Origin of the sequence: Paramagnetospirillum magneticum AMB-1, assembly GCF_000009985.1 — a bacterium.
Lineage (GTDB): Bacteria > Pseudomonadota > Alphaproteobacteria > Rhodospirillales > Magnetospirillaceae > Phaeospirillum > Phaeospirillum magneticum.
The window spans coordinates 3,574,201-3,589,508 of sequence record NC_007626.1; the positions used below are offsets into that span (position 1 = coordinate 3,574,201).

The 15,308-nt window shown below is 59.1% G+C and carries 11 protein-coding genes and 1 pseudogene; 3 read left to right on the top strand and 9 right to left on the bottom strand.

All coding sequences use genetic code 11. From position 1 onward, the window contains the following. Positions 1 to 2: 2 nt before the first annotated feature. The 4 genes from AMB_RS25385 to AMB_RS16655 all read right to left on the bottom strand — a co-directional run bounded on the left by AMB_RS25385 (position 3) and on the right by AMB_RS16655 (position 6,312). Positions 3 to 806, bottom strand: coding sequence for a hypothetical protein (locus tag AMB_RS25385; RefSeq protein ID WP_148207454.1), 804 nt, complete (start codon positions 804 to 806; stop codon positions 3 to 5). 10 nt (positions 807 to 816) lie between these two features. Continuing rightward, entirely contained in the window at positions 817 to 1,146 is a 330-nt protein-coding gene (locus AMB_RS25390) for a hypothetical protein (RefSeq protein ID WP_148207455.1), read from the bottom strand. Between the two features lie 860 nt (positions 1,147 to 2,006). After that, the gene (locus tag AMB_RS25395) at positions 2,007 to 2,345 is read right to left on the bottom strand and encodes a hypothetical protein (RefSeq protein WP_148207456.1); all 339 of its coding nucleotides are present in this window, start codon (positions 2,343 to 2,345) and stop codon (positions 2,007 to 2,009) included. 142 nt (positions 2,346 to 2,487) lie between these two features. Continuing rightward, the gene (locus tag AMB_RS16655; RefSeq protein WP_011385660.1) at positions 2,488 to 6,312 is read right to left on the bottom strand and encodes a cadherin-like domain-containing protein; all 3,825 of its coding nucleotides are present in this window, start codon (positions 6,310 to 6,312) and stop codon (positions 2,488 to 2,490) included. Between the two features lie 590 nt (positions 6,313 to 6,902). On the opposite strand from AMB_RS16655, the gene AMB_RS16665 reads away from it, so the two are divergent. Next, on the top strand, positions 6,903 to 7,988 hold the full coding sequence (locus AMB_RS16665) for an EAL domain-containing protein (protein ID WP_011385661.1): 1,086 nt from the start codon (positions 6,903 to 6,905) through the stop codon (positions 7,986 to 7,988). Between the two features lie 52 nt (positions 7,989 to 8,040). On the opposite strand, the gene AMB_RS16670 is transcribed toward AMB_RS16665, so the two are convergent. Both AMB_RS16670 and AMB_RS25400 read right to left on the bottom strand, forming a co-directional pair. After that, positions 8,041 to 9,441 (bottom strand): diguanylate cyclase, encoded by a 1,401-nt coding sequence (locus AMB_RS16670; RefSeq protein WP_011385662.1) that lies wholly within the window; start codon positions 9,439 to 9,441, stop codon positions 8,041 to 8,043. Positions 9,442 to 9,446: 5 nt separating this feature from the next. Continuing rightward, positions 9,447 to 10,808 (bottom strand): DcaP family trimeric outer membrane transporter, encoded by a 1,362-nt coding sequence (locus AMB_RS25400; protein ID WP_148207457.1) that lies wholly within the window; start codon positions 10,806 to 10,808, stop codon positions 9,447 to 9,449. A gap of 193 nt (positions 10,809 to 11,001) precedes the next feature. On the opposite strand from AMB_RS25400, the gene AMB_RS16680 reads away from it, so the two are divergent. Continuing rightward, on the top strand, positions 11,002 to 11,430 hold the full coding sequence (locus tag AMB_RS16680) for an organic hydroperoxide resistance protein (protein ID WP_011385664.1): 429 nt from the start codon (positions 11,002 to 11,004) through the stop codon (positions 11,428 to 11,430). Positions 11,431 to 11,621: 191 nt separating this feature from the next. Beyond that, positions 11,622 to 12,482, top strand: a pseudogene (locus AMB_RS16685) (IS5/IS1182 family transposase); the annotation flags it as partial. A gap of 186 nt (positions 12,483 to 12,668) precedes the next feature. Here the strand turns inward: AMB_RS16685 and AMB_RS16690 are convergent. The 3 genes from AMB_RS16690 to AMB_RS16700 are packed head-to-tail and all read right to left on the bottom strand — an operon-like array spanning position 12,669 to position 15,233. Continuing rightward, the gene (locus AMB_RS16690) at positions 12,669 to 13,727 is read right to left on the bottom strand and encodes an alkene reductase (protein ID WP_011385666.1); all 1,059 of its coding nucleotides are present in this window, start codon (positions 13,725 to 13,727) and stop codon (positions 12,669 to 12,671) included. 41 nt (positions 13,728 to 13,768) lie between these two features. After that, positions 13,769 to 14,371, bottom strand: coding sequence for an isochorismatase family protein (locus AMB_RS16695; protein WP_043744924.1), 603 nt, complete (start codon positions 14,369 to 14,371; stop codon positions 13,769 to 13,771). Positions 14,372 to 14,408: 37 nt separating this feature from the next. Next, complete coding sequence (locus AMB_RS16700; protein WP_011385668.1) at positions 14,409 to 15,233, bottom strand: pirin family protein; 825 nt, start codon at positions 15,231 to 15,233, stop codon at positions 14,409 to 14,411. Positions 15,234 to 15,308 lie beyond the last annotated feature (75 nt).

The window sequence follows — 15,308 nt, forward strand, 5'->3', positions numbered from 1 at the left end:
AATCATAACCGATTCACCTGATTCAAGAACCTTCCGGACGGCCTCTCATCGTCTATCTTCCTCCGAAGAGGATCGGCGACATTGATCCCTGCATCTATCAATATTTGTACTATATTATCAATATTATGCCCCATCTTAGCAAAACATGCTAACTCCGCTATGATCAACTCCGTATTTTTTGTCTCAATGTAATCTCTTACAGCCCGTCGTAAGTCTAACGTATGATGGCGCCGATTCACGGTCGCCCATTTTTTAACTTCACCCCATATTCCCAGCATAACCAATCGCAGTCCACCGTCTGCAACGTCACGCCTCGCTTGCTCCTCAACGGAATAAATTGGGCCACGCCGGACCCTTCCGGCATTTTGAACACGGCTGCGCATCTTAGCGCGGTCTATGATGCCATGCGGCTTGAATGGCTCTAAGTCGCTCTCGGGGTATTTTAGGCGGAATCGTACAGCATCACGTTTCGAATCAAACGACAAAAGCCAAAAATCGCAACATACTTTGTAATAAGTAGGCGCGACACCAAAGCGACCTGATAAATGGCGTAATATTTCCCATTTTTCAACGTGCGCAATTCCGACGTATATTTTTAACTTTATAATTAAATTGCAAACAAGGTGATAATTATCGCTCCCATCCTCATACAGTGGGATTGCCAGAAGCACTCTTCCGCTAGCTTGCATATTAATCACGTCATGCATAAATATGCGACCAATATCTTTAATAAAACACCCGCAATTCTCCTGCACACGCCCCACTTCATCATGACTTATATTTCGCACACTCACATAGTCATTCATTTTTGCCACCCTATAGATTTATTATATTGTCAGAAATTGTCTTCCCAATCGCAGCCAATTCACTTCTACGCCCTGGATTAGCGGTGATCAGACAGACATCCTCAACGGCGCCCATCCACCGCTGACCAGTGCTCGCTCGCCGGATGACATCGCCGCGGCGACGGGCCGACCGAAGCAATTCGGCCGCAGCATCATTGCTAAGCCTTATAATAATAACATCAAGCCCGTCAAAGACTGGCGGAGACGCCAATGAAAATAGCTCTGGATCAAGCGTCGCCATTGCGTAATTAGCAGAACACAGCTTTGCCATATAGTTTCCAACTACATTTGTAACACCCATGATTGTCTCCTTGTGCAATTGGGCATGACCTGACGATATGCCCGCCCCGCACCTTTTTCATTAATTCATTTCATCATGTATACAAAAGTAGTCGCGCCTCCTCACCATTCCATTGGGCGGCACTTTTCAGTATTTATCAATTCAGCGACGCCAGATATGATGTAAAACAGCCGCGCCTGAGATTGATTACTGGTGGCGCAGTCCGCCATGGAAGGTCAGGTATTGCTCTTTGACGTTAATCATGCTGTCGGCTATCAACAAATACACAGCACTACAAAGACACATGAATATGAGCAATTCGTCTGGTCTGGAAATCACATAAATTGTTATTTGCGAGGGTATTTGGTATTTTGTATAAATACAAAAGACACGGTGGGTTTGCGAACTGTTCCATGTCGATCCGTGATGACGGATTTGTTGAGTTCGCAGCAAGTCGAAGGGTTAATGACGTTATGGTCGCCCGAATCGATAAAGCAAAATAAGGTGGTATGTTGTTTATTCTCACCTAGCCTGCGATGGCAAATCAATAACAAGGCGTCGTGATTCTGGACGTTTATAATAAACAGAATGGTCTGCGGGAGAACTTCACCTGTGAAAAACAGAGCTTCCGATCCCCCGAATGGTTTTTATCGATCTGAGGGAAAACTTAGGCAAAGTGTACGGTGAGAAATAGTGGCCTCCACTGCCATAGTGTGGAACCGGGACTGAGATTGGCACTCAGGGTTATCTTTTAAAGAGATAGCAGATCAAAGGCACCTAAGCTATACGCGGACTTAATAGGTAAACTGGGACTTGTCAGAATCCGATATTGGCAAGTTGCAAGACGTGTTTTTTTGGGATCAGGTTTTAGATTCCAATAACTAAAGCATCGTCTTACCGGGCAAGCGGAAGGGGAGGCTTTGCCTACAGAATGCAGCTGCATCTGGGAGGTGACACCACACCAGACCGCAGGTCCAGATCACCACCACGCCCACCATATTGGATTCTCTGAACTCGTAGGGTGCGTGTGTCCGATGGCGCGGCGAATTTGCACCGATTGCATTGAGAAAAACGAAGTCAGGCAAAATATTGTTATATTCAAAATTACATATCGTCATTCGCAAAAATATATATTTGCGATCCCAACCCGCAATGTTGTTTAAATATTTTTGGTTTTGCTGAGTTTTTTTCAACAATATCCGCCACGAACGGTCACTCATTTCTCCAATCAGGATTGTCCGGCTAGGGGGGGCAAAGCCTGATGCTCGTCTTTTTAGTGTTGAACATGTAAAGCGGATAATGCTGTCGAACGGTGATCTGACCGTTCATGACCTGATTTCGATGCGGTGATGCCCTATTCGGTCAGATGGCTAAATGAAAATTGGTATTATCCAGGGCGCTTGTATTGATGTTCTCCAGCGTGCCGACCAGATGGGAATTGCTGGACGTAGCCGCATCCATGTTGGTGGTGTGCCATAATTCCACGTTGGCGCCGTTCTGGATGGCCACGATGCCCGCGTTGACATTGCCAAAATCCTGGGCCGACCCCGAGACGGTGGCCGTGCCTTCGGCATAGTTGGCAGCCGCCAGGGTGCCGCTGCTGCCCAGTCCGAACTCGCGGTCGGACAGCGAAAACTGATCACCGGCGAAATCGGTAATGCTCTGGGTGGCGGTTGCGCTGGTTGAGGAATGCAGAACGAAGGTGTCCACCCCAGAACCGCCGGTGACGGTATTGGCTCCGAAGCCGCCATCGAGGTATTCCGCCCCCGTGCCGCCAATGATGGTGTCGGCGAAATCGCTGCCCACCGCGCCGCCCATGCCGGTCAGCGTATCGGTATAGGCGCCGTGGGTGGCGGTACCGCCGGCCAAGTCGATGGTGACGCCCGTCACCTGATCCTGGTAGGAAACCGTCGTGGTGCCGTGACTGCCATCCATCACGTTGTTGCCGCCGCCACCGGCCAGCATCCATTCCCCGGTGCCTGCCGTCAGCGTATCGGCGGAGTTGCCGCCCAAAATCTCGGAAATGCCCGACAGACCGACGGTGGTGGAGCCGCCAATCACTGCGCTGGTCCCGCCATACATGTCGGCGACGATGGCGCCGGCAGCGTGGCGGAAATCAGCCAGATCGTGACCGCCTCCGCCGACCAAACTGGTGTTGCCGGAATGCCAGACCAGAAGATCGTCTCCGGTATTGCCGGTCAGCGAAGAGTCGGAAGCTGTGCCCACAACCACGTAATCAGTGCCGGCCGTCGTGGCTCCACCCTGCCCGACGATTCGATGGGTGTCGCCGGCCGGATCAATGATGGTATCGGTGGTGACACTGGCGATGGAAAGTGTGCCGCCGCCATCCAGCACAGCCACCAGATTCGAGCCGCTCAACGACAGATCGCGCACCAGTGATTCCATGTGGCGTCCGGCGATGTCGAAATGGATGCTTTCGTTGGCTCCCGCGCCGTCCAGGGCCAGATTACCGGTGGGCAGGGCGGTGATATCCAGCACATCCGAGCCGCCGCCACCCAGGATGCTGCCGGTGCTGGCGACGCCGACTATGAAGGTGTCGCCGAAGGTCGAGCCCTGGATGATCTCGACACCCGAGAGGGTGTCAGTACCGCCGGAATGCACCACGGTGGCGGAACCCGAGCCGATGGTGGCGGTGATAGCCGAAAGAGCCGCCCCGTAATCCACCGTATCGATGCCGGTGGCGGCATTGATGATGTTGCTGCCCAGGCCGCCAGCGATGGTGTCGCTGCCGCTGCCGGTGGTGATGGTGTCATTGCCGCTGCCGGTCGTGATATCGAGCCCCGTGGAATAGGCCGAGGCATTGGCCACGATGCTCCCGGTGGCCTGCGAACCATCCACCACACCGGTGCCGGCCGCTTCGGCCACGGTCCCCAGTGTGAGGTTGAGTGCCGCCGAGCCGGTATTGATCTCCAGGGTCGAAATGCCCGAAAGCCCGCTGAAATTGGCATCCACAACCGTGCTGGCCGAGGTAATGTGGGCGACGGCACCCGACGAGGTCACTGGCGACGATATGTTGACCTGAATGGTGGCCTGGGCTACCTGGCTGGTCTGGTCGTCCACCACCCCCACCACGAAGGTGTCGGTCACCGACAGATTGGCCGCCAGGGTCGCCAGCGGGGTGAAGGTCCACTTGCCGGTGATGGCGTCGATGCTGGCCGTCCCGTGGGTGGTGGCCAGGGAAGATTGGGGATTCCCGCTGCCGTCGATGATGTGGAAGCTCACCGTGTCGCTGGAAGCGGTGGTGGCGGGCAGACCGAGGACCCATCCGCTAACCCCTTGATCGGCGGTAACCGCCTCGCTGGCCGTGGCTGAACCCTGCGACAGCTTGAGCGCGATGTTGTCCAACTGGATCTCGGCCGGGCCGGTATAGTACTGGGGCACCAGTTCCTGCAGATCCAGCGTATAGGTCCCCGGTGAAAGCGCCGCCATCTGGGATGACAGGTCGATATTGACGTTGTGCACCGCTCCCGCGTCTACCGTGGTGCCTGGCACCGTGTAGGTATAGACGGTGGGCATCACGTCACCGCTGCCGTCGGTGACGTGCACGGTGAACACCCTGTCGGCGGTGGGCTGGCCATCTCTGGCCACGCTGAAGGATGGCCCGCCACTCACCTTGAACGAGAAGGACAGCGAGGCATGAACCGGGGCGCCGGTCAGGGTGATGGGCTGCTGGAGATGGAAGTAGAGAGGAGTCTCGTAGAGGATGGCGCCATTGCCGTCCAATACACCGCCATCAAAGCCGTTGAGCGCCACATGGCTGCCGTTGAGCGAGCTTGCGGGGTACACCATCCAGTTGGTCAGGGGACTGCCGCCATTGGCCACGGTCGGACTGAGCGATGCCACCCAGCCGGTGAAGGTGCCGGTTTCGAAGTCGCCATTGACGATGGGATTGCTGGCCACTTCCGCCAATAGACCGTGGCTCGGCGCAGATACCGTGGTGGTTGCCGAGGCGGTCACCAGACCTCCCCGGCCATCGACGATGGTATAGGACAGCGTGGCCGGGCCGGAATAACCGGTGGTCGGGGTGAACACCACAGTGGTCGCCGTTTCGGTCACGGTTCCATGAGTGGCGCTGACCGAACCCAATCGGATCGAAAGCACATCGTGATTCGGATCGCTGGCATTGGCCAGCAGGTCCGATTTGAGAATCGTGGTGGCGCTGCCCGCCGTACTGCCGGGAAGCGTCACCGCCGAACTGGTGGGATCATTGTTGACCGGGGCCGGTGGCGGCGGAGCCGGCGGAGGAGGTGGCGGAGCCGGCGGAGGAGGAGGCGGAGCCGGGGCCGGTGGCGAAGGAGGCGGTGGCGGCGGAGGAGGTGGAGGTGGAGGTGGCGGCGGCGGAGGAGGAGGAGGGGCCACGTCGACAACCGCGGCTTCCGCGCCACCACCTGCCCCGGCTCCCTGACCCGCTCCCTTGCTTCCTCCGGCACCGGTACCACCGGCGGGGGCTGGTGCAGGAGCTGCAGGCAGGGCGGGAGCCACGGCGGGCGGCGGAGCGGGTTGTGGCGCAAGGGCAGCCACGGCGGCGGCGGCATTGGCCGACACCGACCAAGATCCGGCGGATGTAGCGCCAACGATGCCTGAGCCGGCGGAATTCAGAGTGAAGCTCTGGCCGCCACCGCTCAGCGCGCTGACCGCCACCTCTCCCACGAAATTGGAGCCAGGATCGGGCAGCAGGGCCACGGTGGTAGCGCCCCCCTCCCCCACGGAACCGGCGACGGTGGTGCCGCGGATGCCCAGGCTCATCACCGGGGTAACGATGCGGGCCGAATCGGGCTGGGTTTTGGCGATATCTCCAGACACAAAGGAAAAGCCGCCCTGAGCCACAAGGAAGCTTTCCTTGCCGGTCTTGCTTGCGGGGTCATAGGTGAACTCATCCAGCCCGACCAGCCCCTTGTCCTTTAAGGTGAATGTTGTGCGGTCGGCAAACACCAGGGAAATCTGGGCGCCCTGGGCAGTCTCCACCGAATCGCCTTGGACGAGGGCTGCCCCAGTCTTGGCCGGAACCTTCTGGCCGTCATGGATGATCCAGGCGTCGCCGCTGAGTTTGTCGATCTTGCCGATGACCGCCTTCGCGGATGGCTTGTCCGTGCCACTGGGCACTGAATCAGCCATCAGGCTGGTCAGGTTGGGGGCCGCCGGCAGGATTGACGGATCAAGGCGCATGGTTCTTACACCTGTGGCCGGTCATCACAGACTCCCTTCCGTGGCGGAAAGGGGCGACCGAACTGGCTTGCCAATGAATCGGCATTTCCCAGATAGACCACCCATCCACCTCTGAATGGCGAAAGAATAACCATGTTTTAGTCCACCTGGAAGGTTGAATGGCACAGTGACAGCCTCCAATGCGGAAAATTTGTCACTTCAACGACCATGTTCGACATCAGACGCGTAATTTTTGTCCATTTTCCAACGGGACAGACGTGCTTCGCTTGGTGTTCGCCTCGAACTGTTGATCCAGGCTCTGCACAACGAGGACTTCTGTCGTCTCATACCCTGCCAAAGCACTCAGGGCTAGCGCCACGTTCGCGGCTGCCGGTTCAGCGTCACGGATCGCGCCGGAGCCCCGCAGCCCACTCGCGGCTGTCTCCGGGCAATGACGGAGCAGGACGCCGTTGGGGGGCTGATTGTTTCTCCGCGCTCCACGTCATCGTCAGCGGGGCAGCGGCCAATATCCTACTAAACTTGTCAACATCTCTTGTGGGGGTTCCCAAGAATGACCATATGCTGAGGACATCGAGAAGGGGGCGTGGATTATGGACAATCCCACGAGGCGGACGTTGACTAGGCTGGAAAAGGGCTTCCATGCGGTGGTGGCTGTCTGCATCACGACGGCCCTGTTCGTCTTGGAGCGGCTGACAGAGCCCATGACCAGCGGAGGCTCCGTGGAAGGCCACTTCATCTTCCTGGCCGGAACCATGGGTCTAGTGTCGGCATCCTTGTGGATCTACTCTTTGTGGAGCCGCAGACGTCAGAAGGTGATTCGGGAAGCCTCAGCGGCCCTTATCCGCAAAGACATTGATCGTGGGCGGTTGGTCATGGCGTACCAGCCCATACTGGACATGGATTCGGGCGAGGTCGTATCGTGCGAGGCGTTGCTGCGCGTCCTGGATAACGAAAACAAGCCCATGGCCCCGGCCCGATTTCTGGTTGAGGTTGAGGAGCATGGGCTACAGGCCTATCTCAGTCGCGCCATTGTCAGGATGGTGGAGGTCGATTATCGAGAGCATAGGCTCAGTCTTCCCGTGACGGTCAATCTGTCCTTGGCCGATATAGGCGACGACGACCTGATCACGCTGCTGTTGGTGCCTCGCTCCTTCGCATTGAACATAGAGGTGACGGAAACTGCCTTTCTGGGTGCGACGCCCCATGCCCTTCAAACTTTGGACCGCCTTCGCGGTCGAGGAGTTAAAATCTATCTGGACGATTTTGGGACGGGATATTCTTCCTTCACGCATCTGGCGGAGATGCCCATCGACGTGCTGAAGATAGACCGCGAGTTCATCCGCAAATCCCAGCTTTCTCCCAAGCATGCCGCCATCTGCAAGACCATCGTGGATTTGACGCGGACTATCGATGTGGCATCGGTCGCCGAAGGCGTTGAAACGGTAGAGGAACAGCGCTTCCTGCGTGGCATAGGCTGTGACCGAATTCAAGGCTATCTCTACCATCGCCCCATGACCGCATCCGCGCTGGCATCAGTCCTGTCGGATGCACCACGGATGCCCGTCCCACAAAGCAAGCCCTGGGCCGTTCACGCTCCAGGCCCGTCGCTGACGGCGCACGCTACCGCAATCCATCCCATGCCCACCCGGACCCTCGCCGAGCACTTGGCCAATTGACGGCGGCCTAACAGGGCTGGCGGCCGTGATTGCAAGGGATCACGGACCGGCCTCAGGTGTCTGTCAGGTCGGCTTCCGAGCAGACCCGGTCGCGACCGCTGCTCTTGCCTATGTAGAGGGCCTGATCCGCGCGGTTCAGCAATTGGTCGATATCGTCAGATGGTCCGAGGGTAGCGACACCTATGCTGACAGTCTGTCGCCGACCAGTGTCGAAGTCATGATCGCGCACCGCCTGGCGGATACGTTCAGCAAGGATCAGGGCCTGATCCAGGTGGGAATCCGGGCACAGTACCACAAGTTCCTCGCCACCCCAGCGGGCAGGCAGGTCGATGGCACGCACCGAGCGGCGAACGAGATCCGCCATGGCGATCAGGACTTTGTCTCCGACCAGATGCCCGAATTCATCGTTGATCCGTTTGAAGTGATCGACGTCGATCATGATCAGCGACAGCCCCTGCCCTAGGCGGCGGGCCCGGGCCAATTCGATGGGAAACTGCAGGTTCAGTCGGGTCCGGTTGGGCAGGTTAGTCAGGTTGTCGGTCTGTGAAAGCCTGTCGAGTTCCCGGCTCAGCTTGCGCATCCGCCATCCCCAGTAGGCCACCACCGCCAGGACGGCGCTCAGGCCCAGTGCGATCTTGATGGTCAGGGCATAGTCAATGCCGGTCTGGACCTGAATTGCGACGTGCTGGTTGATGATCTGGCCCCGTTCGGTGGGGGTGATCGTGGCGATGGCCTTGTTCAGGATATCGCGCAGCCTCGGCTGGTCGCGGAGGACTCCGATTCGCAGATTGTTTGAGTAATTGGGCATCTGGCCGGCAATCTTCAGATTGAACAGCCCTTCCTTCCGGATGGTGTAGGCCGCGACAATCAGCGAGCGCAGAGTCATCGATGCCTGTCTCGTCGAGACCATATCGATGGCCGATTTTTCACTGTCAGTGATGATTACGCGCAGATTTGGATAGTCCCGACGGATGCGTTCTTCCATCGAGGTACCGCTAGGCAGGGCGATACTTTCCCCGCTCAGGATCGCCGGATCAATGATGAAAGGATGTTCCTCGCGGGTGATGAAGACGTTGCTGTCGGTGAACAGGGGTTCGGTGAACAAGAGCCACTCGTCCCGCTTCGGAGTCTGGTTGAGAAAACTCAGCAAGGTGCACTGACCGGCTTTGGAGGTGGCGATGCTTTCATCCCAATCCGTGGTCGGCACCAACTCCAGGCTCAACCCCGCCCGGCCGGTCACCAGTCGAAGTAGGTCGGCAGCGATGCCTTGATGCTGCCCTGCCGGTGAAATAATCTCGAATGGCTCCCAGTCCGGATCAACGCAAAAACTCACCTTTCCCAGCGAAGCCGCATAGGCGCGGTCGCTATCGGTCAACTCGGCAGCCCCCGCCGACCACGCTGCCGTGCAAAGCAGCAAGACCACAAGCCAGGTGATGGTCGAGAGCGAGCGCATGGGCGTCAGTATCCGTATTTCACCACGCCCAGCACCCGCGAGGCGGTTCCGGTTCCGGTTGGGCTGGCGGTGAATGCCTCGTAGCCATATTCGATGCCGACATCCAAGGGGGCGATTGGGCTGTAGACGATATTGCCATGGACCGAAGCCAGGCTGCGAATGCCCAAGCCATTGGTGCCGATATTCCGGCTGGCGTTGGCAAATTGGTCATAGCCGACCGCTAGGGTCGAGCGCAGCTTCGGATTCCAATAATGCTTGTAGGCCATGGAGCCACCGAAGGCGTCGAATGTCCGGAATGAGTTGTTGACCACGGCCGCGGAAAGGCCGGTCCCTTGGTTGAGGGCTCCTCCCACACCGGTTCCATTCACTGTCTGGAGGGTCAGGATGTCGTCACCGAAGGTCTTGATACTCACGCCGCCGAGAAAGCCCCAGACAATCTGGTCGGCCTTGTCGCCAGTCCCGGTGTCTGACCGCAGATAGCGGACCATGCCGCCTAGCGCATAATGCCCCCAAGATTGCCCGGCCGTGTATTTGAGCACAAGATCCGGAGCGGTATTGATCGCCGAAGGGGCGGAATAGTCGGACGTCGGCACTTCGGCGGCCATGTCCAATTTGTCCCGATCGCCGGTCTGAATGGAATATCGAACCTGGGGACGGCGCAGCCAGCTGTAACCGACCGATCCCCCCGCCGATAGCAGGTCCGGCAGGCTGTCCATGTCCATGAAAGTTGACCAGGTCTGCCCGGCCAGCCAATCGGCATTGGCGATATACGCATGACGAAGCCTGAATGTGGGCGAGGCATCTGTCCCCAGATCGAATTCAAGGAACGATTTCATGTCACCGATTTCGGTGTGGCTCAACGTCCCGAAATTAAACCGCGAACCCGAAATGGATCCGTTCAGAGCGCCATTGCGGTTTGCTTTCGCAGTGCCGCGGGCCGGGATGGCGGTGGCGTCGTCCGTTCGTCCTCCCTGGGTCGATTGAACGTCATCCCAAACCTCGGCACGGATAGCTCCTCCAAACTTGACGGCGGTGCTGGTCCCAGGGACCGGGATGTAGCCTTTCGGCCAGGCTGGCTGCTCCTGTGCTTCGGGGGACGCCGGAGCGGCGGTGTTTGTAGGATGGGTGGACTGGGTGGCTGACGAAGTCGCGGTGGAGACTGTTGTATTCGGGGAGCGAGGGGCAGGTTGGCCGCGTTCTGCCTGCAGCTGTACCTGGATGCGGGATAGGGATTCCTGCAACACCCGAACCTGATCTTCCAAATCAGAAATTCGGTCTGCCTTTACCGGTTCTGCATGAATTCCAATTGCGGTTGCAAGCATCAGTACGGAGAGTTTCCGCACCTGCGCCAAAGACAGAAGCCGCATTTTTTCACCCCATGTCCGCTACCGCCCATAGCTCAGGCAGCACTTGCGCTTGAGGAGGTGCCATACTTTGGTGTGGAGGCATATAAACAAAATGTAACAATCCTTTCGGTTGCCCTCGTTGCTATACCTCTACAGGGCAAGAGTCATCTTGTCGGTGACGTCTCTTGTACCGCACAGCTCAGGAGAACTAAGCATGGTGACGAAGTTGGAAAAGATTCTCTATACCGCGAAGGCCCACACAACCGGCGGCCGCGATGGCCGGTCGGTCAGCGATGACGGTCTGCTCAACGTCAAGCTGAGCCCCCCCAAGGCGATGGGCGGCGCCGGTGACGCCACCAATCCCGAGCAACTATTCGCCGCCGGATATTCTGCCTGCTTCATGGGAGCGCTCAAGTTTGTCGCAGGGGTTAAGAAGATCACCGTGCCCGCCGACGCTGCCATCGACGCCAGCGTGTCCATCGGCCCCATTCCACAAGGGTTCGGCATCTCCGCGCAGTTGGTGATCAGCCTGCCGGGCATGGACCGCCAAGTCGCCCAGGAACTGTTGGAGGCGGCTCACCAAGTCTGCCCCTATTCCAACGCCACTCGCGGTAACATCGACGTCGTACTTATCCTCGCCTAATCCAGAGTTATGCGGGCGGTGGGGCCGTGTGCAACACAACTCACCGCCCTGCCACACGTTCACTGATCGGGGGAGCTGTTGGGCAAAAACCAAATGTCTTATGTGGGTCGATTCTGTTGAAAAACTCGGCCTTGCCCGTTAGGCGAGCCTATGATTCAATCGAGTAGAGTAAAACTACTTGATCATGCATTATGATGGGCGAGCGAACGGTGATGCAGGAGGCGCTGTTCTACAGCTTCAATCTGGAACAACATGTCCCTGCCGATCATATGCTGCGGTCGATTGACCGCTTCGTCGACCTTTCGGGTTTACGGGCTCATCTCCAGCCGTTTTACAGTTCGATGGGACGGCCATCGATCGATCCAGAATTGATGGTACGGATGTTGATCGTCGGCTATTTCCAGGGCATTCGGTCAGAGCGGCGGCTGTGCGAGGAGGTCCATCTCAACCTGGCGTATCGTTGGTTCTGTCGGCTCGGCCTTGAAGGACAGGTGCCCGACCATTCGACCTTCTCGAAGAACCGGCACGGACGTTTCCGCGACAGCGATCTGTTGCGTCATCTCTTCGAGCAAAGCGTCCAGCGCTGCATGGAGGAGGGACTGGTCGGCGGCGAGGCTTTCGCGGTCGATGCCAGCTTGATCAAGGCCGACGCCAGCCGACAGAAGGGTGTCGAAGGCTCACGAGGGCTGCCGCCCGAAGCGACCAGCCGCGCCATTGATGAATATCTTTCTGTGCTCGACGATGCCGCTTTCGGTGCCGCCAGTGAGGTGACGCCGAAGTTTGTCTCACCGGCGGACCCGGCTGCGCGCTGGACCGCCGCCCATGGAGGGCAAGCCTTCTTTGCCTACTCCACCAACTACCTGATTGTTCTCGACCATGCGGTCATCGTCGATGTCGAGGCCTCGACGGCGGTGCGGCAGGCCGAGGTGTCGGCGGCCAAGACCATGATCGAGCGGGCCGACGAACGGTTTGATCTCTACCCGGAACGCTTGGCCGCCGACACGGCCTACGGCTCGGCGGAAACGCTCCAATGGCTGGTGCATGACCGGGGACCCGCCACCACGCCCACCATATTGGATTCTCTGAACTCGTAGGGTGCGTGTGTCCGAAGGAGGCTGACACGGCGGCAACCAGAGCAATTGCCAAGACGAAACTCGGCCGGCCAGGGGGATGTCCTGGCCGGCCGCCTCTTTTAGATATCCGCGCCACCGTCGCGGGCGATCTTCATCCCAACTCCGTCACACCGCCGGTGGGTAATCGATGTAGCCCTGCGGTCCCGGCGCGTAGAAAGTCGCCTTGTCGGGTTCGGCCAGGGGCAACCCCTCCGCCAGCCGCTTGGGCAGATCGGGGTTGGCGATGAAGGCGGCACCAAAGACGATGGCATCGGCGCGGCCCTGGGCCAGGGCGGCTTCGGCGGTGTCACCGGTAAAGCCGCCGCCGGCCAGATAGGCTCCCTTGAACAGGGGGCGCAGCAGGCCATGATAATCGGTCGGGGTGCCGAACAGCGCCACGTGCAGATAGGCGAGGTTCAGGGACGAGATGCGCTCGACCAGGTGGCGGTAGGTCTCCTGCGGGGTGTCGTCCGCCACGTCGTTGAAGTTCATCTCCGGCGAGATCTTGATGCCGACGCGGCCGGAACCCGCCACCGCCGCCATGGCCTCCAGCACCTCGACCACAAAGCGGACTCGGTTGGCGATGGACCCGCCATAGCCATCGGTGCGGCGGTTGCTCTTGGACGACAGGAACTGCTCCGGCAGGTACCCCGATGCCGCATGCAGTTCAACGCCGTCGAAGCCGGCCTCCAGAGCGCGGCGGGTGGCGTCTCGGTATTCGGCGATCACACCGGCGATCTCTGTGGTCTCCAGGGCGCGCGGCGTGACCATCGGCACCATGCCCTGATCGGTGTAGGCCTGACCCTCGGCGCGGATAGCCGAGGGCGCCACCGGCAGCGCGCCACCGGGCAGGAAGGCGGGAACGGCGACCCGGCCGGTGTGCATCAGCTGGGCGAAGATGCGCCCGCCCTTGTCGTGCACCGCCTTGGTGACCTTGCTCCAGGCGGCCACCTGGGCGTCGGTATGAAGGCCCGGGGTGCGGACATAGCCCTTGCCCATGGCCGAAGGGTAGATGCCCTCGGAGATGATCAGGCCAGCCCCGGCGCGCTGGCCGTAATAGGTGGCGGCGATCTCGGGCTGCACGCCGTCGTCATCGGCCCGTGAGCGGGTCATGGGGGCCATGGCGATGCGGCTCGGCAGGGTAAGTTCGCCCAAGCGCAGGGGCTGGAAGAGATCTTTGGTCATGATGGGGGCTCCGTATTCGTGATCTGCGATTGATTTCTGACCTAGACGATGCCGGCACCCAGGGCCGGGAAGACATCGGTGAACAACAGGGTGATCAACTGCTGCCCGGCGGGCGTGGACCAGTCCTGCGCGATTTCCGCCATAAGCGTATTGGTGGCGGTCAGGACGACCCCCGCATCACGCATCCGCTGGCGGGAAAACTCTTCCGAAAGATCGCTGGGCGAGCCCGAAGCATCCATCACGGCCTGCACGGCAAAACCTTCGAGCGCGGCATCAATAGCCGGGAAGATCAGGCAAACATCGGTGGTGACGCCCGCCATGATCAGGTTCTTGCGCCCGGTGGCCAGCACCGCATTGTGGAAGTCGGCATAGGCCCATGCGTTGACCACGCCGGGACGCTTGACCCGTGCCGCATGCGCTTCCGGCAGGATTTCGGCGATTCCGGGGAGAATGGGGCCTTGGGCGTGATCTTCCTGGCTGGAGGTGATCACCACCGGCATGTTCAGGATTTTCGCCATCTTGGCCAGGGCGATCGACTGCTTGGCGGCAAGATCGCGGTCGATATTCTTGATCAGCTGCATGGTGCCGACCTGATGGTCGATCAGCAGAAGTGCGGCATTTTCAGCAGAAAAGCGTTTCGTCATGATGTGTTTCCTTTGTGTGGATAACATGTGGCAGGGGTCAGGCGGGCAAGCTGAGCGAGGCGACACGGCGACGCGCCTCGTCGAGTGCCTCCGGACTGGCAAGCATGAGAGGACCTTGGGCATAAATCGGCTGCTTGAGTTGCGCCCCCGAAACCACCGCAATGCGGGCTTGACCAGCCCCTGTGGCGATCCGGAACGGCCCTTCGACGTCGGTGGCAAAGCCAATAGCCTGCGTGGCGGCAAGGGTCACGTCACCGATCGAAACGTCTCCCTCGAGCACAACGACAATGCCCCCCCAACCCGCAGGTATGTCGATGTCACGCATCGCCGATGGGGCCAGCGAGATTTCCTCGATCCGGACCGGTGACGGCAGGGCTCCGGCGATTTCACCCACCGTCGTTCCATCGACCGCGACACGGCTTTCCCAGCCTTTGCCGGAAAGGCTTTTGACCATGGCGGCCGGGACCGAAAAGGCTGCGGCGGGATCGGCCTGGCTGGCCGCCGGCAGGTTGATGAAAATCTGCAGCCCATGCACGAGACCTGCTTCGGGAACCGGGAATTCTTCATGCATCAACCCGCGTGACGCTCGGCTCCAATGCAGGCCACCAGGGTGAATGGTCTGTACATCGCCCAGACTGTCGCGATTGATGAACCCATTGGGCGAATCGGCGAACAGATAGGTGACGGCGGAGAAACCCGCATGGGGGTGAGGCGGAAAGGTTGGGGCATTCATTTCGAACCAGTCAATGTTGATGACCGGATCGATAAGGTTGCCAAACGCCTGGCGAGGATACTGGCGGGCCGCAAATTCCGCGCCATGGCGCATCTGCGTCGGGGTGTAGACAGACGTAAAACGGATCATGGCATAGTCCTCTGACTGTGTTGATATCCATATGCGCCTTAATCACTGTCCACATAAGGCTTGAAGTTTGGACAG